Origin of the sequence: Streptomyces sp. NPDC005784, from assembly GCF_042871525.1 — a bacterium.
In the GTDB taxonomy this organism is placed as follows: Bacteria; Actinomycetota; Actinomycetes; order Streptomycetales; family Streptomycetaceae; genus Streptomyces.
In genome coordinates, this window is the sequence record NZ_JBIAIQ010000005.1 from 274,156 (window position 1) to 294,322 (window position 20,167).

Below are 20,167 nucleotides of genomic sequence, written 5' to 3' on the forward strand. Positions count from 1 at the left end.
GCCATCGGCCCCTGATCGAGAGGTAATTCGGCTGACCTCGCACGCGTCAACGGGTACAACGTCCCTGATGACCACGACCCTGCGGCCGACCGAGCCGCTTCAGTGCGCCGCCGACGGGACGCGTTCACGCCGCTACCAGGTGTGCGTGAACAGCCGTCCCGTGGGCCAGGTACACCTCGCGACGGACCCCGGCTCGGGACCGTCCGTCGCCAGGATCCACGAACTCCGCATCGAGGAGCCGGACCGCGGCCGCGGCCGCGGCACCGTGGCCGCGTTGGCGGCCGAGGAGGTGGCGCGGGGCTGGGGCTGCCGACAGATCGAGGTGACCGTTCCCGGCGCCGCCGCCGGGGCCCTGGAGCTCACCAGGGCGCTCGGTTACGTCCTGCGCAACCGCCTCATGGAGAAAGCGCTCGGCGACTCCGTGCCCGTACTGCCTTCAGGCAGCGCCGACCGGCCCATGACCCGGGACGAGTACGAGATCTGGGACCGGGCGGGCAGGCAGCAGTACGCCGAGGACTGGATCCGGCGCGGCGTGCCGGAGGCCGATGCGCTCGCCAAGGCGAGCCGTGACTTCGGCGGTGCGCTGCCGCAGGGGCCGGCCACGGCGAACATGTGGCTGAGCGTCCTGGAGCACGAGGACGTCCCCGTGGGCGATCTCTGGCTGGGGCGCAGGGGCGGGCGCGCCTTCGTCTACGACGTCGGGGTCCGCGCGGAACAGCGCGGGCGCGGCCACGGCCGGGCGCTGATGCGGCTCGCCGAGGCACAGGCGACGGCCGCCGGACTGGACCGCATTGCTCTCAACGTCTTCGCGGGGAACACCCCGGCCGAGCGCCTCTACGAGTCACTCGGTTACGAGACGACTGAGTACTGCCTGTACAAGACATTGCTCTAGCCGGGCCCGGGCCCGGGCTCTTCAAAGAGTCCCGAGATCCTGGAGGAACCCTGCGCTCATCAACGAACCGTTCCTCAACCGAGTCGGCCCAGGACACCGCAAGCCCACGAGCCGGCCAACACCCCATCGAGCCGATTCGGCGTCGTGTGCACTCTCCGGCGAGCAGTTGCCAACCCTTGCGGCAGGCCGGTTGCGCGGCGCGGCGGCGGTGTCAGGCCTGTTCGGCGAGCAGCCGGTCGGCGATCTCCTCGATCCGCTCGCGCAGTCCGTCCTGGCTCTTGCCGCCGTCCAGGCGTTCACCGCCGATGACGTACGTCGGGGTGCCGGTGACGCCGATCGCCTTGCCCTCGGCCTGGTCGGCGTCGACGATCAGGATGTGCCGGCCGTCGATCAGGGCCGTGTCGAACTCCTCGGCGTCCAGGCCGAGTTCCCGGGCGACCTCGACCAGGAAGGCTTCGCCCTTGCGGTCCAGCTCCTCGACGCGACCGAGCACGGCCTCGATGTACGGCCATGCGCTGCCCTGCTCGGCGGCCTCCTCGGCGGCCTGCGCCGCGGCGAAGGCGTGCTTGTGCTTCTCCAGGGGGAAGTGCCGCAGCCGCAGCTCCAGACGGTCGCCGTAGCGGGCGCGCAGCGCGCGCAGGTCGGCGAGGGCGCCACGGCAGTCGGCGCACTGGAGCTCGCACCAGACGTCCAGGACGACGGGGGCCGGGAGCGCGGTGGAGGAGTCGGAGGAGTCGTTCATGGGATCCAGTCTCCCAGTCCGGTGAGGGGGCGGCTCAACCGGGACCTGGGGAGGACGGCGACCCCGAGATGTCCCTGAGGTCTGCCCGGACCATGGCATACCGGGCATGTTGCGGTGCAGGATGGAAGGGACGAACGAGACCCGTCCCGCCGAGCCCTGCCTGGAGGACCGGAATGATCGCAGAGACCGTCTGCTCCGCCGTTTCCGTCGCCGGCCTGGGCATCGCCGCGGTGACGGCCTACCGCAAGCGTTTCCTGAGGGCCGCTCGTATAGCCGCCTACTCGCTGGTGCCGATCGGCCTGGTCATGACCGGAGTGATCGGCTGGCTGGCAGACACCGCGTTCAGCCCGACCGCGTGGGCCGGATTCGTCGTGCTCGGCGGCGCCTGGGCGCTGTTCATGATCACCCGCGCCGTGGAGCGTCGCGGCGGCGGGACGCGCAAGGAACGCAAGGCCGCGAAGGCCGCCGCCGAGCGCGAGGCGGTGGCTCCCGCGGCTTCGGCCCCGTCGCTGGGCCAGGGCAGCGGCCTCGCCGCCCGGCCGGCCGCGACACCGCGGGCGAAGGGCTCCGGCGACGACTTCAGCGACATCGAGGCGATCCTGAAGAAGCACGGCATATGACCGGCTGAAGCGACACAAGATCGCACGCGTGTCGCAGGGAACGCGCGGAAGCGTTCACGTTCGAGCGCGCCCGTCACATGATCCAGCGAACTCCCGTATATTCCGGGCGTGTTGATCGCGAAGCCGGTGTCCTCTGCGTCATCATCGCCCGCGAGATGCTGGACACAACAACGAGCGACACCGCTGCTCCGCCCGAGGAGCGGCGTGGTTGTCTCTTCGCGCTCTCCCAGCCGCCGCTGATGATCTTCCTTGCGGTGATCGGCTGTCTGCTGCTCATGGCTTCGCTGCACGACCTGCTGCTGCTCTGAGCTGTACACGGAGCCCCTGGCGTCACCCGCCGAGGGCTCCGTCGGTCCGGCACCTCCGGAGAGTCCGGAGAATCGACGGGATCTCCTCCACGAACCACCTGCGCAGAGAGCCGTGTTCTGAGCCCGGCCCGTCTGCGGCCTCGGCCGTCTTGGCCGCCTCCGTTGTTCCCGCTGTTCCCGGTGACCGCTGCGATCCCTGCGATCCCTGTGATGCCGGTGGTGTCGGTGGTGTGAGCCCGTCAGCCCGCGGCTTCCTTGCGGCGCGCCCGGTAGGCGGCCACGTGGAGGCGGTTCCCGCAGGTGCGGCTGTCGCAGTAGCGGCGGGAGCGGTTGCGGGAGAGATCGACGAAGGCCCGTCGGCAGTCCGGGGCCTCGCAGCGGCGCAGCCGCTCCTGCTCTCCGGAGACCACGAAGAAGGCCAGTGCCATCCCGCAGTCGGCCGCGAGGTGGTCGGCGACGGAGGCGCCCGGCGCGAAGTAGTGGACATGCCAGTCGTAGCCGTCGTGGTCCGTCAGCCGAGGCGTGGTGCCGGCTGCGGCGACCAGTTCGTTGATGAGCGAGGCGGCGACACGCGGATCGTCGGCGGCGAAGATCATGGCGAACAGGCCGCGAACGTCGCGTACGGCCGCGAGGTCGCGCTCCGACAGCACGCCGACATCGCTGATCTCGTGCTTTCGCACAAAATCGGCGAGGGACGGCACGTCGGCGAGCCCGTCCGCCGTCTCGTCCTCCGGCGCGGTGTTCACCAGATCCACCACGGCGTCGAGTGCGCACCGGGTGTCGTGGGTGATCAGCACGTTTCGCTCCCTGGCCTGGGGGTCGGGCGAGGGCGCCCGCCCGATGCTGGCCGATGGTAGTGGCTTCCCGGCGCGGCGGAGACGGGCGCGGGGTCGCGGGAGCGGGGAGCCCGCGCCCGGAAGGGTCCCGGGGCGAGCGGCCGAGATCCCGGGGCGGCCCGGGGGGGCGGTGCAGGAGGGGAGGGCGTGCTGCCTGAGCGTGAGCGAGCGGCGGCGGTGCGTGCCCGCCGGCGGAGCTGGGTGCTGTGCCCGGCGGTGGGTCAGGCGGGCGGAGGGGTGTCCGGCCGTGGGGTCAGGTCGGCGGACCGAGGCGCCCGGCCGTTGTGAGGTGGGTGGAGGGGTTGTCCGGCTGTGGGGGCCGGTCGGTGGACCGAGGTCCCCGGCTGTCGGTCAGGTGGGTGGAGGGGTTGTCCGGCTGTGGGGGCCGGTCGGCGGACCGAGGCGCCGGCCGTTGGCCAGGCGGGCGGATGGAGGCGCCCGGCCTTGGGGACGTCGGTGGACCGAGGTGTCGGCCGCTGGCCAGGGAGGCGCCCGGCCTTGGGGACGTCGGTGGACCGAGGTGTCGGCCGCTGGCCAGGGAGGCGCTCGGCCTTGGGGTACGTCGGTGGACGCGCACCGGCGCCGCCGCCGCGGACTTTCCGCGGCGCCGGCGCCGGTGCCTTCCCTGTGCGGTTGTCTGAGCCCGAGCCGTCTCCCCGAGTGGACGGCGCCGGGCGGCTCTGTGGTGACGCGTCAGCTCTCGGCCAGGATGTGTGAGAGCTCCGTGTCGAGATCGAAGTGCCGGTGTTCCGTGCCGGGCGGCACGGCTGCGTCCGTTCGCTTCAGGAATGACTCCAGGGCCCTCGCAGGGGCTTCGAGCAGGGCTTCACCCTCCGGAGAACTCAGGGCGATGCATACGACGCCCTGGCCGTGGCTTCGGGACGGCCAGACTCGGACGTCGCCGGTACCGGTGGGCCGGTGCAGGCCCTCGGCGAGGAGGTCGCGGGCGAACACCCACTCGACGGTTTCCTCGGCTCCGGTGTGGAAGGTGGCGTGCACGGCGTAGGGATCGGCCGTGTCATACCGCAGTCCTGCGGGTACAGGCAGTGAGGACTCGCTCGACACAACGAGGCGCAGGTGCAGCTCGCAGCTGACCGTGGTGTTCATAAGCGCCAGGGCCTTTCGCTCAGTGTGCGCTCGGGGATTCGCACGTCGGCGAAATCGACATGCCACCTACGGTGCCGTTGTAAACCCCTCTGAGTGTTTTGCGTGTCTTTATGTAACTCATCCGGCCGAGGGCGCGTTCTCCGGATAGGGCCATTCCGGTGACTGGTTTCTCTCGGGTAGGGTTTGGTCGTATGAATACGGGGAGTGACGAGCCGGGCGAGGTTGCCATGGCGGACGACGAGGCGAAGAATGAGCGAGCGCTCGGTTCGCGGGCGCCGCAATTCATCAAGGCGCGCCGCGCGCTGCACGTGAGCTGGCAGGTGGGCGTTTTCGTCGTCGGACTCGCGGTGGTCGCCGCGGGCGTGGTCATGCTTCCGCTGCCGGGTCCAGGCTGGCTGGTGATCTTCGGCGGCATGGCGATCTGGGCGACGGAGTTCGTCTGGGCCCAGCTGGTGCTCCGCTGGACGAAGCGCAAGGTCACGGAGGCCACGCAGCGGGCGCTCGACCCCAAGGTCCGGCGTCGCAACATCATCCTCACCACGGTCGGACTCGTGATCGTCGCCGTCCTCGTCGGTGTCTACCTCTGGAAGTTCGGCCTCGCGATGCCGTGGAACATCAACGAATGACAAGCCCGGCTCGGGCTTCCTCCGGGCCCTCTCCGCTGGTCGAAGCCACCCCCTGACATGGGGTAATGTTCTCCCTGCGCCCGGGCGATTAGCTCAGCGGGAGAGCGCTTCGTTCACACCGAAGAGGTCACTGGTTCGAACCCAGTATCGCCCACATACGACAGACGGCTCCGGCCCACGACATCGTGGGCCGGAGCCGTTTTCGTCGTCGCGGGGCCGGGGTGGGCTGGTCGAAGGACCTAGCTCCGGGCTGGGGCGGACCGGTCGAGGGGCCGGCACCCGGGGGGTCGCGCGTGACACGGGCAGGCTGCTGCCGTCGGCCCCGGCAACTGCACAGGCACAGTCCCTGGCATGTCCAGGGTGAGTGCGTTGTCCCGGTCTCGGTGATGGGTGCGCCGGGCTGGTCAGGTCCGGCCTCCGGTCCGGGGTACGTGCATTGCCGCCGACATACCGGTCGGGGGAGAGGGTGGCGCGGACCGCCAGGGGCGCCGAAGCCGACGCCGTCTGACCTGTGCTGATCTCAGGGGCAGCATGTTCGGTCGGGCCGCTCGGGCGGCGCGTACGCGCGTCTGACGATCGACCTGCATCGGATGCCCAGCAGGTCGCGTCGCCGGTGTCGAACGACCCCTCGGTGTTCGCCCGTGCGGTCCTCGCGTCGCCCGAGTGGCCTTCCGACGGGGCGTCCTGGAGGCGCCGCACGCATCTCACGAACACCGCTCTCGCCCATGGCTCTGGAGCGAGCCGTACTGTGCTGTCGGCCCCCCTGTCGGGCAGGAGTGTGCCACCAGGACCGGGATGACCTGGGCAAAGCCGGCTGCACGAAGGCGGAGGCGGATCCGAACGAGCCCGGGGCCGAGCCCCAACCGACCGGGTCGACCCAAGTTGGACCGCGCCGACTTGGCCGCGGTTGCCCGGCGGAACTGGGTGGCACCGAGCGGACTCGGGTCGATCCGGACCGAGCCCAGCCGACCGTGCCGAGGCGGTTCGGTCCGTGCCGTGGGCTCAGCCGAGCGGCCGAACTGGGCGGCGCCGACCGGACCGGGGGTGATCCAGGCCGAGCGCGCCGACTTGGTTCATTCCGCCCCGACTTGGCCTCCTCCCTCCGGCCGGCCAGATGCAGATGTGAGCCCACTCGGCCTGGGGCTCGCTTGGGGTCGACCTGGGGTCGACCTGGGGTCGACCTGAGGCCTCGCGGATCTGGGGTGATCCCGCCGAGCCCGTCGAGTCGCCCTTGCCTGGATTGAGCTGGCGGACTCGAACGGTCTCAGGTCGAGCCGGCGAAGTCGGGCTGACCTGGACGGGGCTGACCCTGGGCCGGGGCTACCCCGGGTCGAGCGGACCCGGATCGTCCGTCCCGAGTCGCACTGAACGGTGCCGACTTGGACCGAGTCTGATCGACCAGCCGGACCAGGATGCCGATTTGGGCCGTGCCGTCTGAGACGTCGAGCCTGTCCAGGACGCCCGCTTGGGCCGTGCCGCCTGAGACGTCGGCCTGCCCTGGATGCCCGCTTGGGCCGTGCCGCCTGAGACACCGACCTCCCCTGGATGCCCGCTTGGGCCGAGCCGCCTCAGACGCCGACCTCCCCTGGATGCCGACTTGGGCCGAGCCTCCCCGGACGCCGACTTGTGTCGGCAGCCTCCCCGGACGCCGACTTGTGTCGGTCCGCCGCAGGCATAGGCCCAGGCCCAGCCCCCAACTTCACCTGCCCCGTCGCCGACCGGAGCGGCTGGCCCAGACGCCGACTTGAGCCGAGCCACCCCAGGCGCAACCGAGAGCGGGGCTCACCCCAGACGCAACCAAGAGCCGACCCACCCCTGACACGAACAAGAGCCGACCCACCCCGGACGCCGACAAGAGCCCCCCGGACGCCGACATGAGCCGTCCCGGAGCGCTCCCGGAGCCGTCCCGCAGCCGACCACCCCTCACGCTCTGTTTCCTCGCCCTCGCCAACACCCCGTCAGCACCCCCGAGAGCAGTACATTTTCAGCCGCGCTCCCCTCCCGCCCCGTCGCCCAAAGAACGTTCGACGGGTCGACCGCGTACTTCCGACCTGCGTACTCCCCGCCGTGCGCGCCGGACCGGCCGCGGAGGGCGACGCGACGGGATCCGAGCACCGCACATCAATTCCTGTCCGAATCATTGACGCGCCCGAAACCCCTCCGTACCTTGTGCCAGCAAGCGCTTACTTGAAACGATTCATGCAGGCGGCGTCGACGTTGCGGGGAGGCCCGACAGTGGGAAACAACGGGAGTGTCGAGAGGCGGACGGTCCTCAAGGCGGCCGGAGCTTCGCTGGCCACGCTGGGGCTGGCCGCGACGATGGGCTGCGGTGGAGGCGGCGGCAGCGCCGGGGACGGGACGGTGACGATCCGTTACGCCTGGTGGGGTGCGGACGAGCGGGCGAAGCGGATCAACCAGTCGATCGCGCTCTTCGAGAAGAAGTATCCGAAGATCAAGGTGCAGACGGACTTCCAGGATTATGTGGCTTTCTGGGAGAAGTTCCAGACCCAGGCCGCGGGCGGAAATCCGCCGGACGTATTCCAGAACGCCGTCGGATTTCTGCGGAAGTACGACAAGCGCGGGATCCTGCTCGACCTCAAGTCCCAGATAGACGCCGGAAATCTCAGCCTGAAAAACTTCCGCGCCGGAGTTGAGAAGGTCGGTCAGGTCGACGGAAAGCAGCTCGGTATTCCCGTCGGATCCAACACCATGTCACTTGTCATCGACGAGAAGGTGTTCGAGAAGGCGGGTGTCAAGCCGAAACAGGGCTGGACCTGGGACGAGTACTTCGCCGCGCTCAAGAAGATTCACGACACCCAGAAGGTGGCGGGTGACACCGGCTACTTCAGCATCATGTACCTGTACGACCTCTACCTCCGGCAGAACGGCAAGGCGTTCTTCACCAAGGACGGACTCGGTTTCGACGAGGCGGATCTGACGGAGTGGTGGACCGACGGCTACAACCGCGTGAAGGCCGGCATCATCACCGATCCCAAGCGGGTCGAGCAGGACAAGCCCAAGTCCTCGCTCTCGGCGGGCCACGCCGGCTCCGAGTTCACCTGGGACAACTTCACGGTCCGTTACACGGCCGAGGGTGACAGCAGTTACGGCCTGGCGCCGATCCCGACGACCGACGGCAAGCAGACCGGCCAGTACCTCGCCTCGCTGATGCTCAGCGCCTCCGCGCACACCAAGCACCCCAAGGAAGTCGCTCAGTTCATCGACTTCATGGTCCACGACCCCGAGGTCGGCAAGATCATGGGATACGACCGCGGGATCCTCGCCACCACCGAGCAGTTCGACGCGTTCCAGCCGGCCGACGCCCCCAGTAAGGCCATCGCGCAGTACGAGCAGGATGTCGCCGCCGCCGGTGTGCTGGGCACGATCACTCCGCACCCGGCGGGGGCCGACACCGTCGAATCCGCCTTCCTGCGCATCGGCGGTGACATGTCGCAGGGCACCACCAAGGTCTCCGACGCGGTGAAGCAGTTCTTCTCCGAGGCGAAGACCGCCCTCGCCGTCTGAAGGGAACCGCCGTGACGCTCGTCAAGGACTCTCCGCCCGACGCGCCGGAGATACGGCCCGCGGCCCCCGCCACCGCAAGGCGCCGGGGGCGCCGGGAGAATCTCGCCGGCTATCTCTTCATGTCGCCGTGGATCGCGGGCTTCCTGCTGCTGACCGCGGGCCCGATGGCCGCCTCCCTGTACTTCGCCTTCACCGACTACAACCTCTTCGATTCGCCGCGGTGGATCGGCTTCGACAACTTCACCACCATGTTCGACGATCCCCGGTGGCAGAAGTCGGTCGAGGTGACGGCCAAGTACGTCGTCATCGGCACACCGCTCAAGCTGTTGCTGGCGCTCGGAGTGGCCCTGCTCCTCGCGCAGAGCCGCCGCGGCCAGGCCTTCTACCGGGCCGCGTTCTACGCCCCGTCGCTGATCGGCGCGAGCGTCTCGGTCGGCTTCGTCTGGCGCGCGCTGTTCTCCGACGACGCCGTCGTGGACCGCACGCAGTCGTTCCTCGGCTTCCACACCGGAGGCTGGGTCGGCGACCCGAACTGGGTGCTCTACAGCCTGGTCGCGCTCACCGTCTGGCAGTTCGGCGCCCCCATGGTCATCTTCCTGGCCGGGCTCAAACAGGTGCCGAGGGAGCTGTACGAGGCGGCGGAGGTGGACGGCGCGGGACCGCTGCGCAGGTTCTGGAGCATCACGCTGCCGATGATTTCCCCGGTGCTGTTCTTCAACGTGCTCCTGGAGACGATCCACTCGTTCCAGATCTTCGGTTCGGCGTACGTGGTCTCCAACACCACCTGCGGTCCGGCCGACGCCACGCTCGTCTACACCTGCTACCTCTACCAAAAGGGCTTCAAGGAGTCCCAGATGGGCTTCGCCTCCGCCATGGCCTGGATGCTGCTGCTCGCCGTCGCGCTGGTGACGGCCGTCCTCTTCTGGTCGCAGAAGCGCTGGGTGCACTACGAGGAGGACGCCCGATGAGCAGCATCACCGGGAAGGCGTTCGGCTCGGGCGCCGCGACCACCTCGGGACGCGCCCGGACGCCCGGACGCAAGCGCACCGGCTCGCTCGCCTGGCACGTAGGGGCCCTGCTGGTACTCGCGGTCGTCCTCTACCCCGTGCTCTGGGTCCTCGGCGCCTCGTTCAAGCCGAGCCGCGAGATCATCGGCAGCCTGGATCTGTTCCCGACCAGCCCGATCCTCGCCAACTTCAAGGGCCTGGCCGACGGCATCGCCGACATCTCGATCGCCACCTTCTTCCAGAACTCCCTCTTCTATGCGCTCGGTTCGGTCGTCGGCATCCTGATCTCCTGCTCGCTCACCGCGTACGCCTTCGCCAAGATCCGGTTCGCCGGACGGAACCTGCTCTTCTCGCTGATGATCGGCACGCTCCTGCTGCCCTATCACGTACTGCTCATTCCGCAGTATGTGATGTTCCAGAAGCTGGAGTTGGTCAACACCTATGTGCCGCTGCTGATCGGCAAGTACCTGGCCACCGAGGCGTTCTTCGTCTTCCTCATGGTGCAGTTCATGCGGAACCTGCCGCGCGAGCTGGACGAGGCGGCGCGGCTCGACGGCTGCGGGCATCTTCGGATCTACTGGTCGATCGTGCTGCCGCTGTGCCGTCCGGCCCTCATCACCAGCGCGATCTTCACCTTCATCAACGCCTGGAACGACTTCATGGGCCCGCTGATCTATCTCAACGAGCCCGGCAAGTACACGGTCTCCCTCGGCATGATGATGTTCCGCGACCAGGAGGGAGTCGCCAACTACGGCGGCATGATCGCGATGTCGCTGGTGGCGCTGCTGCCCGTGCTCCTCTTCTTCCTGGCCTTCCAGCGGTATCTGATCGACGGTATGGCGACGTCCGGACTGAAGGGCTGACATGGCCGTCACCCAGCCGAGATCCCGAGCGGGGGCCCGGACGACCGCGCGAGGCGGTGCGAGGCGGCGGGCCAGGGCGGCCAAGGCCCGCAGGGCGCCCAGGGAATCCGTCCTCGCCGAGAGGTTCGCCGTCTTCGCGGAGTGTCTGCTGACCGGTGTGTGGATCACGGTGGCCTCGCTGCCCCTCGTCACCGTTCCCGCCGCGTTCGCGGCCGGCGCGCGGCATCTGCGCCGGCGCACGGCTCATGAGGGCGGCGGACGGCGGGAGTTCGTGGCCGACTTCCGGGCGGCCGTACGGGGCGGCTGGCTCGTCGGAGCCGCCGGGTGGGCCGGGGCGGCGGCGGTCTGGGTGGACGTCCAGGCCGTGCGCGCCGGAATCCCCGGTGGTCCGCTCGTCGGCGCCGTCGGGCTGTTCGCACTGATCGGGGGAGCCGTCGCGGGACTGCGCGCGGCCGCGGTCTGGGAGCCGGGGGCGGCCTGGCGCGAGCTGCTCGCGGACGCCGGGCGCCGTACCGTCCTGGATCCCGCGGGGTCCTTCCTGCTCGTCGGCGGGCTGGTCGTGGTGGCCTGTTCCGCCCTGATCGTCGCGCCGTTGGCGGTCCCCGTCCTGGGGGCCGTCGCGGCGGCGGCCGTCGCCGTCGAGGAGCGCCGGCGACGCCGCTGAGTCCGCACTCCCATGGGCCGCGGCACCGAGCGCCCGGCCCACCTCCGTCATGCCCTCACCTCTGTCATGCCCCTGACCATCCCGTAAGGAAAGGAAAGGCCATGTCTCCCATCCCCCGCAGGTCCCTTCTCAAGGCGGCCGCCGTCGCCGGAGCCGCCGCGCAGTTCAGCTGGGCCCTCGGAACCACGAACGCGCAGGCCGCCCCCAGGGCCGGGGCCGCCGATGCGGACCCGGTGACCCTGGACTGGCTGGAGGACGGCGGCCTCGGCGCAGCCCCCGGTTCCACGGTCGGCGTGCCCTGGCCGAGGGGCACCCACCAGCAGGACCAGACGTTCGCGCTGACGGATGCCGACGGAAAGGCCGTCCCCGTGCAGTCCTGGCCGATCGCCTACTGGCCGGACGGCTCCCTCAAGTGGACCGCGCACGCGGTGAGTTCGGACGCGGGCAAGCTCACGCTGACCGCGGGCGAACCCGTCGAGCCCGAGCGGAAGGTCACCGTCGACAAGAGCGGCGGCACCATCGACATATCGACCGGGGTCATCGCCGCGAAGATCGGCAAGAGCGACTCCACGCTGGTCAAGTCCGTGACACGCGGCACGACCGAGATCGCCAGGAACGGCCGCCTCGTCCTCGTCCGCCAGCCGGAGATCGAGGACGAGGACCAGGGCGCCGAGAAGTTCGAGCGCTTCGAGAGCGCGATCTCCGCGGTCGAGGTCGAACAGGAGGGCCCGGTGCGGGCCGTCGTCCGCATCGACGGCAAGCACCGCAAGGGCGACCGGAGTTGGCTGCCGTTCTCGGTCCGCCTGTACTTCTACGCGGGCGCCGACTCCTTCCGCATGGTGCACACGATCACCTTCGACGGAAAGCAGGAGCCCGGGAAGAGCAGCGGCGACTTCGTCCGCGGGCTCGGCGTCCGCTTCACCGTGCCGATGCGGGACGCCGCCTACGACCGGCACATCCGGATCGGCGGCGACGGCACAGGCCTGCTCCGCGAGGCCGTCAAGGGCATCACCGGGCTGCGCCGCGACCCCGGAGCCGCCGTCCAGGCCGCCCAGTTCGCGGGGGAGAAGCTCGCCGACCCGTCCACCTGGGACCAGCGCGTCACCACCCGGCTCCAGTACATCCCCGAGTGGGGCGACTACACCCTCTCCCAGCTCTCCGCCGACGGCTTCACCCTGCGCAAGCGCACCAAGAAGGGGCACGGCTGGATCGGCGCCGGCGGCGGCCGGCGCGCCTCCGGCTTCGGCTACGTCGGTGGGCCGAGCGGCGGATTCTCCTTCGGGCTGCGGGACTTCTGGGAGAAGTTCCCCGCCCAGCTAGACATCCGGGACGCCCACACCGACGAGGCCGAGGTCACCCTCTGGCTCTGGTCGCCCGAGGCGCGGCCCATGGACCTGCGCTTCTACCACGACGGCATGGGCCAGGACACGTACGCCGAACAGCTCGAAGGCCTCAACATCACCTACGAGGACTACGAGCCGGGCTTCGGCACTCCCTACGGCATCGCCCGCACCTCCGAACTGCTCTTCTGGGCCAACGAGTCGACACCCACGCCCGAGAAGCTCGCCGAACAGGTCGACGCCGTAAGGGTGTTGCCCCAGCTCGCCGCCCCGCCCAAGCAGCTCATCGGGGCGAAGGTCTTCGGGCCCGGCCTCTACTCCGAGCCCGACCGGACCACACCCGCCAAGGCGAAGATCGAGGACCACCTCGACTTCCTCTTCACCTACTACAAGGACCAGGTGGAGATGCGCCGTTGGTACGGCTTCTGGGACTACGGCGACATCATGCACTCGTACGACCCGGTCCGGCACCAGTGGCGCTACGACATCGGCGGCTACGCCTGGGACAACTCCGAGCTGTCACCCGATCTCTGGCTGTGGTTCGCGTACCTGCGCAGCGGCCGAGCGGACATCTTCCGCTTCGCCGAGGCGATGACCCGGCACACCGGCGAGGTCGACGTCTACCACCTCGGCCAGTGGGCGGGTCTCGGCACCCGGCACGGTGTGCAGCACTACGCCGACAGCGCCAAACAGCAGCGCATCGCCAACACCACCTACCGGCGCTACTACTACTTCCTCACCGCCGACGAGCGCGTCGGCGACCTCATGCACGCCAACGTCGACTCCGACGAGACCTTCCTCGTCCTCGACCCGATCCGCAAGATCCGCACCGAGCCGTACACGCCGGACCGGCACGCGCTGTCGATCGGCTTCGGCACGGACTGGAGCGGGCTCGTCTCGGCGTGGCTGACCGAGTGGGAGCGCAAGGGCCCCAAGTGGGAGAAGGCCAAGGCGCGCGTGCTGTCGACGATGGAGACCATCGCCGCGCAGCCCAACGGATTCGTCCAGGGCTCCGGCCTGTACGACCTCGACACCGGCAGGTTCGCCGTCGCCACGGAGCCCGTGGTCGGTGTCTCGCACCTCTCGGCGGTCTTCGGCCTGAACGAACTGTGCGCCGAACTCATCGACCTTGTCGACATGCCCGCCTTCAAGGGGGCGTACCTCGACTACTGCCGCTACTTCAACGCCACCAAGGCCGAGCAGGCGGCCCGTTACGGCACCAACTTCGGCACCCTGCTGCTCTTCCAGGGCCACTCGCGCCTCGACGCGTACGCCGCCGTGCAGACCGGCGAGGCGGCCCTCGCCACCCGTGCGTGGACGAAGTTCTACAGCTCCGACGGCTACACCGAGGCCTCTCCATGGAAGACGGAGAAGTTGAGCGGTCCGGTCACGCTGGTGCCGGGCAGCGAGGCCAACTGGGTCTACACGAACGACACGGCGCTCTACGGCCTCGCCGCCATCGAGAATCTGGCACTTCTGGGCGACAGGATGCCTTCGTGACCGGTCCCGTGTGACCGGTCCCTAGTCCATCCTCCCCAACACCTCCCGCACCCGCCGTGCGTCGCGGATCCGCTGCTCGTACGTGGCACCCAGCGCGAGCAGCAGCAGACCGGCGAGTGCGGGAGGCGTCCAACGGGGGAGCGCGTCCACCACCTGCACGATGTACGGGGCGAGTTCGTGCAGGGCGTCCAGTACGAGCACGGTGCCGCCCAGCACCAGCGGAGCCTGCAGGCGGTGCCGGGCACCCAGCAGGGTGACGGCGAGCGCCGCGGCGCCCAGCAGCAGAGGGCGAGGCCAGAGCGCGTCGCCCCATGCCGCGAACAGGCTCGGCACGAGCGTCACGGACAGACCCGGCGCGTACGCCGTCCAGGACGACACCGCCGGGTCCTTGCGGCGCCTGAACGCGCCCACGAGCAGCGCCGGAACGGTCACCGGCAGCGTGTACGCCTCCGGGGAGCCGACCCCCCAGGCCGCGAGACGCACCCAGGCCGCCAGTACGAACAGCGCGGCGGCCGCGTAACCGACGGGGCGCCGGTCCTCCCGTACGGCCGTGCCGGCGGCGATCACCCCGCACAGGGCCAGGACCGTGGCGAGCATGGCCGGTTCGGTCACCGTGAGCGCGATGGCGAGCAGCCCCGCGAGGGCACCGGTGACCTCGATCGACACGGTCGTCGGCCCGTCCTCGACGCGCGCGGCCAGCAGTGCCGCGATCACCGGCACCAGCAGTACGAGCAGCGCGGTGTACTGGGGCTGCCAGCCCAGGGACGCGCCCGCCGCGCAGGCGAGGGCCGTGGCGTACCCGAGCGACGCGGGTGCCGCGACCGGGCCGAGGCCGGGCTGCCGGGCTGCGGCCGCGAACAGGACGGCCAGCGCGCCGAACACGGTCAGCGTCGCGGCCTCGGAGGCCAGCGCGAGGAACGCGAGGCTGAGGGAGGTGAGCAGGGCGAGCACCGGCGCCGTCACCGAGGGGTGCGTCCGGCGCGCGTACCCGAGCAGGGCCACCACCGTGAGCCCGTGCACGGACAGCCCGGCCGAGTAAGGGAGTTCGAGGGTGGCCGGAAGGACGAACACCGTCGCCCACGTCAGTGTCAGCGCGCAGGCCAGGGCCCGTGGACGCCATGCGGCGGGGCGGACGGCCACCACCAGGACCGCCGCGACGAGCGCCAGAACGAGTGGTGCGGTGACGGCGTCCGAGGGCCAGGGCAGGCCGCCCGCCACCGCGTCCCGCGCGCTCGCCGGAACACCGGACCAGACCGAGCCCGCCCGGCCGACGGCTCCCAGCAGGGTGATCACGACCACGGGCAGTGCCCATGCCACGCAGAGGGCTCCCACGCAGCCGGCGGCCAGGGCGATCCCACGGCGTACCGGCGCCGGAAGTCCGGTCCCCGCGACGGCCAACAGGGCGATCCCGCACGCCAGATGACCGGGAACCGTCCATGCGCCGGGCAGGGACGTGCGCAGCACGCCGCCGAACGCGACGACGGTGATCAGGCCCCCGGCCGTCGCGGTGCCGGTCGCGAGGCCCGGCTTCGGGGTGCCCCAGGCCGCCGTCAGCGCGATCGACGCGGCAAGGAGGAGGAGCGCCGCCGCACGGGCGGCGGCGCTCGGGCCGGCGGCCGTCCAGGACAGCCAGCCGGCGGCGAGGACGCCCCAGCCGCCCAGGCCGTACGCCCCGGCGGCGGCGACGACACGGACGGACTTCAGGGGCATGCGCAGCGCGAGCACCGCGTCGAACGCCGCCGTGACCAGCAGGGCGGCCGTGATGGCGTGCGCACCCGCGGCGGCGGCCACCGCCCAGAGGAGCAGCGGCAACTGCGCGGCGACCACGGCGGCGGGCAGCGGCAGCCGCAGAGACGGACGTACACCGGGGGTGGCCGCTTTCCGCCCATTGCCGGTGCCTGCGCCTGTGCCGGTGCCGGCGCTGATGCTGCGGTCGAGGTCCGGGCTCGGGGTGGCTTCCCGTGCTCCCGTCCCGCTCGTCGCCGGTCGCTGTCCCGTGCCCGCAGCGGACGGCTCCTGGGTGCCCGCGGCGGTTGTGGCGGCCGTTCGTGGCTCCGCCGTCCGACGCGGCGCGCCCGTCGCGAGTCCGTACGCCGCCCACACCGCGGCCAGCACCGCCGACGCGAGCGCCGAGTAGGCCACGCCGTCCGTGCGGGGGAGCGCGACCGCGTACAGCGCGTACGCGTCCAGGACCGTCAGCGCGAGGCCCAGCCCCGCGAGCGCCTCGGCGGTCGAGCGCAGCCCGCGCCGCAGCAGGAGCACGGGCGCGCCGAGCGCGGCCAGCGTCACCGCGCCGAGCACCAGCGACCGCCCCGCGATCCCCAAGTGCCCCCAGCCGACAAGCGTGAACGCGACGGCCGCGATGGTCAGCAGGATGCCGCCGAGGAGCAGCAGCGCGTCCTGCACACCGGGAGCCGTGGCCTCCGGCCGACGGGCCTGGAATGCCGGGGGTGCGGGGGGCGCGGTCCGTACGGGCGGCGGCTGGAGCGCGTGGACCAGCCAGGCGCGGCGGGTCAGCAACACGGCCCGGCGCGCGTCGAGTTGCCGCAGCTCGGTGTCGAGGAGCCGCAACTCCTCGGCCGGGGAGGGGATCTGGGACATACACCGGAGTGTGGTGCCGGTCACGTCCGTGGGCATGAGTGCGCGTACTCACGCCGTACTCAGATCGGCGGGCGGGCCCGGCCGGTACTTTCGGTACGCCGGTGGCGCGGCCGGTACATCCGGTCCGCCGTGGGCACACTCGTTCCATGGACTGGAGCCACTACCGCTTTCACACCGTGTGGGAGCTGCCCGCGCCGCCGGCGGACGTGTACACGGTCCTGGAGCGGGCCGAGGACTATCCGCACTGGTGGCCCCAGGTGCGCGAGGTGACCCCCGTCGACGACCGGACCGGCGTCATCCGGATCCGCTCGGTCCTGCCGTACGACATCACCATCACCGCCCGCGCGGCGCGCCGGGACCCGTCGGCAGGGGTCCTGGAGATGGCGATGTCCGGTGACCTGGAGGGCTGGGCGCGCTGGACCTTCGACGCCGCCGGCCGGGGAACCCGCGCCCGCTACGACCAGGAAGTGCGCGTGACCACGCCGCTGCTGCGGCGGCTCGCCGTGCCGGGACGCCCCTTCTTCCGGGCCAACCACGCCCTGATGATGCGCGCGGGACGGCGTGGACTGAGGGCCCACCTCGAAGCGGTTTGAACCCCACCCGCCGGGACCTGTATTGTTCAGTCCGTTCCCGGGCGATTAGCTCAGTGGGAGAGCGCTTCGTTCACACCGAAGAGGTCACTGGTTCGAACCCAGTATCGCCCACCCGGAGAAGACCGGTCCGTCATCGACGGACCGGTTTTTCGTTGTGCTCGCCCGCATCGGGCCCGGTCAGGCCGCCGCCGGCAGATCCGGGCGCAGCGGCCACGCCGGATCGACCGCCTCCGGTGCACCGCTGCGCGCGAACCAGGCCTGCAGCCCGCGCGCCTGTGCCGCGTGCCACACCGCCTGGAGCGTATGCAGCTCGGACGGCGACAGTCGCTCCAGCCGGGCCGAGAAACGGCGCCCCACCGCACGGACGACCTCCATCGAGGCCAGCGCGTCGGCCGCCGCGTCGTGCGCGCCCTCCAGTACCACGTCGTAGTGCGCGCACAGATCGGTCAGGGTGCGGCGGCCCTTGCGGTAGCGGTCCAGATGCTTGTCGAGGACGCGGGGATCGAGCACGCGCAGCGATGTCGACTCGAACCAGTGGTCGAGGGACGAGGCGCGATGCCTGCGCAACTCCCGGTCCAGCAGCGTCAGATCGAACGGGGCGTTCATCACCACGAGCGGCCGGCCCGCCGCGGCCTGCTCACTCAGCTCTCGGGCTATCTCCTCCATGACGGGCGACGGCCAGCGGCCGTTGCGCTGCAGATGTTCGTCCGTGAGCCCGTGCACCGCCGTCGCCCCAGCGGGCACCGGCACTCCCGGGTTCACCAGCCATCGGGTCACCCGCGGACGGGAACCCGGGGCGTCCTGGACGACGACGGCGGCCGACACGATCCTGTCGGTCTCGACGTCCACGCCCGTGGTCTCCGTGTCGAACGCGGCCAAAGGGCCCTCGTACCAGCACGTCATACGTACACAACTCCTTGTTCACCCACGGCAGCTGACGCACCGTCTTCTGCCTGTTTGGTGATACCCGGGCTGTTTGCGCCGTACGCCGGTAGGAGACAACAGAGGTACGGGTCTTTGCAGTTCAGCGACCCGTCGCGCGGATACATCAAGCCTGGAAGGCTGTTGGACTCATGGCACTCGCGCAGCCCGAACGGGGCGGGCTGCTGCCCCAGCGGACGGCACCCCATCGCGGATCACTCGCCACCACCGCCTGCATGGAGACCTTGCAGGTGGGCTACTTGCACGCCGTCGCGGCGGCCGCGGGCTGTTCACTGTCCCAGCCGTTTCCGGACAACGGCATCGACTGGCACGTCAGCCACAGCGCCCCCGGGCACACGGTCGACGACGAAGTCACCATCAAGGTGCAGCTCAAGTGCACGTACCAGATCCCGCCCAACCCTCCGGGGCCCGCCTTCTCCTTCACGCTCGACAACGAGCACCTGGCGAAGCTCGCGCGCACCCCGGTCTCGGTGCACAAGATCCTGGTCGTGATGCTCGTGCCCAGATCCCAGGACGACTGGCTGCGCGCCAGCCACGACCGGCTCGATCTGCGGCACTGCTGCTACTGGATCAACCTCGCCGGGCACGCCATCACGGGCCGGCGCCGGACCACCGTCCGCATCCAGACGGCCCGGATCTTCGACGACCGGGCCCTCTGCGAGATCATGACGAGGGTCGGGACGGGAGGCAGACCATGACACACCGCCCCATCGGCGAGGTACTGAGGCCGGTCAGGCCGCACCCCGCCGAAGCGTTCTGGAACGATCCGCCCACCCCCGACCAGGTCGACCCCGCCGTCTTCGGCGCGCTGCTGCGACGGCACGGCTGGCAGCGCCGCGGGGGAGCGGCCGGACGGTACGGCCGGTGGACCCCACCGGGGCCCGGGGGCGGCGGCACCAGCCTGCTGGTGCCGGAGAACCGGGCCTTCCCCGACAGCGACGACCTTCTCGGCGAGGCCCTCGTCGCGCTTGCCCGCAGCGGTTCCCCGTCCGCGCGCGACGTGCTCGTCGGCCTTGCCGTGCCCAGCGACGAGATCCGCTGGTGGCGGGAGGTGCCGACCGGTCCCGTGGGCGCGGCGCCCTGGACCGTCGAGGAGCAGTTGCGCGGGGCCGCCCGCCAGATGCTGCTCGCGGGCTCGCTCGCCACACGCGCGCGTGCCGGCTATTACGGCGCCCGCCACCGCAGGTCCGCCGGTGCCGCCCTGGAGAACGTCTTGGTGGGCGCGGAACCGGGCGGTCGAGGACTCACCGCGTTCGTGCCCGTCACCACCGGTCGGCCGCTCGCCGTACGACTGCACGAGGCGCTCTGCGCCGCCCGCGAGGCCATCGACTACCAGCGGGCCACCGGCGGCATGGACGCCTTCGACGCGGCCGTCGAGGCGGGCGTCAGCCATGAACTGATGGAAGCCCTGGTGGCTCTCGTCCGCGGCACCGAGGGGGCCCGGATCACCGTCGAGTGGTCGCCCGCCGCGGGAGTCCCCGAGGGCGGCGCGAACCCCGCCGAGCCCGTCGAGTTCTCGCCCGGCGATCTGCCCGTGCTGCGCGAGGCAGGGGCCCGCTATCTCCGCGAGGAGCCGTCCGTGCCCGTGCGGATCACCGGCGCCGTGGTCCGGATGCGCAGGTCGGGCCCGCGCGGGGAGGGCACCGTACGGCTGCGGGTCATCGCGGGCGCCGAGGTCCCGCACGTCCGGATGACCCTCGACGAGGAGGCGTACCGGATAGCGGGCCAGGCCCATCTGGTCGGGCTGCCGGTGCGGGTGCACGGGCGGCTGGAGAGCCGCGGCGGATTCCGCAGGCTCACGGACGCCTCCGGCGTCGTACCCGTACAGGTGGACGAGGCCGAGCGGGACCGGCTGATGAAGTCGCTCCAGGAGAACCTGGACTTCTTCGAGGAGGCGTGCAGCGGCGACTGACGGCGCACTGTCCACAACCGTTTCGCGGAGGGGACCCCGGGCTCGGTAGGATTCGGGGCATTGCCATGCCATGCCGTATGTGGTGTGGA

Annotated in this window: 17 protein-coding genes and 2 tRNA genes; 14 read left to right on the plus strand and 5 right to left on the minus strand. The window is 70.8% G+C overall.

The window, feature by feature from the left end:
* Window positions 1–67: 67 nt before the first annotated feature.
* A complete protein-coding gene (locus tag ACFYR3_RS11610) occupies window positions 68–892 on the plus strand; it encodes a GNAT family N-acetyltransferase (protein WP_389282583.1) in 825 nt (274 codons plus the stop codon).
* Window positions 893–1,103: 211 nt separating this feature from the next.
* Here the strand turns inward: ACFYR3_RS11610 and ACFYR3_RS11615 are convergent, their stop codons facing one another.
* On the minus strand, window positions 1,104–1,634 hold the full coding sequence (locus ACFYR3_RS11615) for a DsbA family protein (RefSeq protein ID WP_355839627.1): 531 nt from the start codon (window positions 1,632–1,634) through the stop codon (window positions 1,104–1,106).
* Window positions 1,635–1,807: 173 nt separating this feature from the next.
* Here ACFYR3_RS11615 and ACFYR3_RS11620 point away from each other — a divergent pair, with 173 nt between their 5' ends.
* A complete protein-coding gene (locus tag ACFYR3_RS11620) occupies window positions 1,808–2,254 on the plus strand; it encodes a hypothetical protein (protein ID WP_355839625.1) in 447 nt (148 codons plus the stop codon).
* A 155-nt stretch (window positions 2,255–2,409) separates the two neighbouring features.
* Window positions 2,410–2,562 (plus strand): hypothetical protein, encoded by a 153-nt coding sequence (locus ACFYR3_RS11625; RefSeq protein ID WP_167455603.1) that lies wholly within the window; start codon window positions 2,410–2,412, stop codon window positions 2,560–2,562.
* Between the two features lie 239 nt (window positions 2,563–2,801).
* Here the strand turns inward: ACFYR3_RS11625 and ACFYR3_RS11630 are convergent, their stop codons facing one another.
* Together ACFYR3_RS11630 and ACFYR3_RS11635 are read right to left on the minus strand one after the other, a co-directional pair.
* Window positions 2,802–3,359, minus strand: coding sequence for a CGNR zinc finger domain-containing protein (locus ACFYR3_RS11630; protein ID WP_355839623.1), 558 nt, complete (start codon window positions 3,357–3,359; stop codon window positions 2,802–2,804).
* A gap of 732 nt (window positions 3,360–4,091) precedes the next feature.
* Window positions 4,092–4,505, minus strand: coding sequence for an SsgA family sporulation/cell division regulator (locus tag ACFYR3_RS11635; RefSeq protein WP_003959770.1), 414 nt, complete (start codon window positions 4,503–4,505; stop codon window positions 4,092–4,094).
* Between the two features lie 191 nt (window positions 4,506–4,696).
* Here ACFYR3_RS11635 and ACFYR3_RS11640 point away from each other — a divergent pair, with 191 nt between their 5' ends.
* The 7 genes from ACFYR3_RS11640 (at window position 4,697) to ACFYR3_RS11670 (ending at window position 14,030) form a co-directional block, all read left to right on the plus strand.
* Entirely contained in the window at window positions 4,697–5,131 is a 435-nt protein-coding gene (locus ACFYR3_RS11640) for a TIGR02611 family protein (RefSeq protein WP_355839621.1), read from the plus strand.
* Window positions 5,132–5,213: 82 nt separating this feature from the next.
* Window positions 5,214–5,285: transfer RNA gene (locus tag ACFYR3_RS11645), tRNA-Val, on the plus strand.
* Between the two features lie 2,045 nt (window positions 5,286–7,330).
* Complete coding sequence (locus tag ACFYR3_RS11650; protein WP_389282716.1) at window positions 7,331–8,656, plus strand: ABC transporter substrate-binding protein; 1,326 nt, start codon at window positions 7,331–7,333, stop codon at window positions 8,654–8,656.
* Between the two features lie 11 nt (window positions 8,657–8,667).
* On the plus strand, window positions 8,668–9,624 hold the full coding sequence (locus ACFYR3_RS11655; protein ID WP_355839618.1) for a sugar ABC transporter permease: 957 nt from the start codon (window positions 8,668–8,670) through the stop codon (window positions 9,622–9,624).
* Window positions 9,621–10,526, plus strand: coding sequence for a carbohydrate ABC transporter permease (locus ACFYR3_RS11660; RefSeq protein WP_355839616.1), 906 nt, complete (start codon window positions 9,621–9,623; stop codon window positions 10,524–10,526). Before ACFYR3_RS11655 ends, ACFYR3_RS11660 begins: the two co-directional genes overlap by 4 nt.
* Before the next feature lies 1 nt (window position 10,527).
* A complete protein-coding gene (locus tag ACFYR3_RS11665) occupies window positions 10,528–11,190 on the plus strand; it encodes a hypothetical protein (protein WP_355839614.1) in 663 nt (220 codons plus the stop codon).
* Window positions 11,191–11,291: 101 nt separating this feature from the next.
* Window positions 11,292–14,030, plus strand: a complete 2,739-nt coding sequence (locus ACFYR3_RS11670; protein ID WP_389282587.1) for a Tat pathway signal sequence domain protein — start codon at window positions 11,292–11,294, stop codon at window positions 14,028–14,030.
* A gap of 21 nt (window positions 14,031–14,051) precedes the next feature.
* On the opposite strand, the gene ACFYR3_RS11675 is transcribed toward ACFYR3_RS11670, so the two are convergent.
* A complete protein-coding gene (locus ACFYR3_RS11675; protein ID WP_389282589.1) occupies window positions 14,052–16,631 on the minus strand; it encodes an SCO7613 C-terminal domain-containing membrane protein in 2,580 nt (859 codons plus the stop codon).
* 146 nt (window positions 16,632–16,777) lie between these two features.
* Here ACFYR3_RS11675 and ACFYR3_RS11680 point away from each other — a divergent pair, with 146 nt between their 5' ends.
* On the plus strand, window positions 16,778–17,224 hold the full coding sequence (locus ACFYR3_RS11680; protein WP_355839608.1) for an SRPBCC family protein: 447 nt from the start codon (window positions 16,778–16,780) through the stop codon (window positions 17,222–17,224).
* Between the two features lie 39 nt (window positions 17,225–17,263).
* A tRNA-Val gene (locus ACFYR3_RS11685) sits at window positions 17,264–17,335 on the plus strand.
* Between the two features lie 66 nt (window positions 17,336–17,401).
* Here the strand turns inward: ACFYR3_RS11685 and ACFYR3_RS11690 are convergent.
* Window positions 17,402–18,127: a 3'-5' exonuclease gene (locus ACFYR3_RS11690; RefSeq protein WP_356785638.1), complete on the minus strand. Its 726-nt coding sequence runs from the start codon at window positions 18,125–18,127 to the stop codon at window positions 17,402–17,404.
* A 170-nt stretch (window positions 18,128–18,297) separates the two neighbouring features.
* Here ACFYR3_RS11690 and ACFYR3_RS11695 point away from each other — a divergent pair, with 170 nt between their 5' ends.
* Together ACFYR3_RS11695 and ACFYR3_RS11700 are read left to right on the plus strand one after the other, a co-directional pair.
* Window positions 18,298–18,864 carry a DUF4365 domain-containing protein gene (locus ACFYR3_RS11695; RefSeq protein WP_355839604.1) on the plus strand — a complete coding sequence of 189 codons (567 nt, stop codon included), beginning with the start codon at window positions 18,298–18,300 and terminating at the stop codon, window positions 18,862–18,864.
* Complete coding sequence (locus ACFYR3_RS11700) at window positions 18,861–20,078, plus strand: hypothetical protein (RefSeq protein WP_355839602.1); 1,218 nt, start codon at window positions 18,861–18,863, stop codon at window positions 20,076–20,078. The genes ACFYR3_RS11695 and ACFYR3_RS11700 overlap by 4 nt, the downstream gene beginning before the upstream one ends.
* Window positions 20,079–20,167: the final 89 nt, after the last annotated feature.

Bases quoted from the DNA above. Each gene is read 5' to 3' on its own strand.
- ACFYR3_RS11615 (WP_355839627.1), bottom strand. From the start codon at position 1,634: ATGAACGACTCCTCCGACTCCTCCACCGCGCTCCCGGCCCCCGTCGTC.
- ACFYR3_RS11640 (WP_355839621.1), top strand. From the start codon at position 4,697: ATGAATACGGGGAGTGACGAGCCGGGCGAGGTTGCCATGGCGGACGAC.
- ACFYR3_RS11680 (WP_355839608.1), top strand. From the start codon at position 16,778: ATGGACTGGAGCCACTACCGCTTTCACACCGTGTGGGAGCTGCCCGCG.
- ACFYR3_RS11675 (WP_389282589.1), bottom strand. From the start codon at position 16,631: ATGTCCCAGATCCCCTCCCCGGCCGAGGAGTTGCGGCTCCTCGACACC.
- ACFYR3_RS11650 (WP_389282716.1), top strand. From the start codon at position 7,331: ATGCAGGCGGCGTCGACGTTGCGGGGAGGCCCGACAGTGGGAAACAAC.
- ACFYR3_RS11695 (WP_355839604.1), top strand. From the start codon at position 18,298: ATGGCACTCGCGCAGCCCGAACGGGGCGGGCTGCTGCCCCAGCGGACG.
- ACFYR3_RS11635 (WP_003959770.1), bottom strand. From the start codon at position 4,505: ATGAACACCACGGTCAGCTGCGAGCTGCACCTGCGCCTCGTTGTGTCG.
- ACFYR3_RS11660 (WP_355839616.1), top strand. From the start codon at position 9,621: ATGAGCAGCATCACCGGGAAGGCGTTCGGCTCGGGCGCCGCGACCACC.
- ACFYR3_RS11625 (WP_167455603.1), top strand. From the start codon at position 2,410: ATGCTGGACACAACAACGAGCGACACCGCTGCTCCGCCCGAGGAGCGG.
- ACFYR3_RS11670 (WP_389282587.1), top strand. From the start codon at position 11,292: ATGTCTCCCATCCCCCGCAGGTCCCTTCTCAAGGCGGCCGCCGTCGCC.
- ACFYR3_RS11610 (WP_389282583.1), top strand. From the start codon at position 68: ATGACCACGACCCTGCGGCCGACCGAGCCGCTTCAGTGCGCCGCCGAC.
- ACFYR3_RS11700 (WP_355839602.1), top strand. From the start codon at position 18,861: ATGACACACCGCCCCATCGGCGAGGTACTGAGGCCGGTCAGGCCGCAC.
- ACFYR3_RS11620 (WP_355839625.1), top strand. From the start codon at position 1,808: ATGATCGCAGAGACCGTCTGCTCCGCCGTTTCCGTCGCCGGCCTGGGC.
- ACFYR3_RS11690 (WP_356785638.1), bottom strand. From the start codon at position 18,127: ATGACGTGCTGGTACGAGGGCCCTTTGGCCGCGTTCGACACGGAGACC.
- ACFYR3_RS11665 (WP_355839614.1), top strand. From the start codon at position 10,528: ATGGCCGTCACCCAGCCGAGATCCCGAGCGGGGGCCCGGACGACCGCG.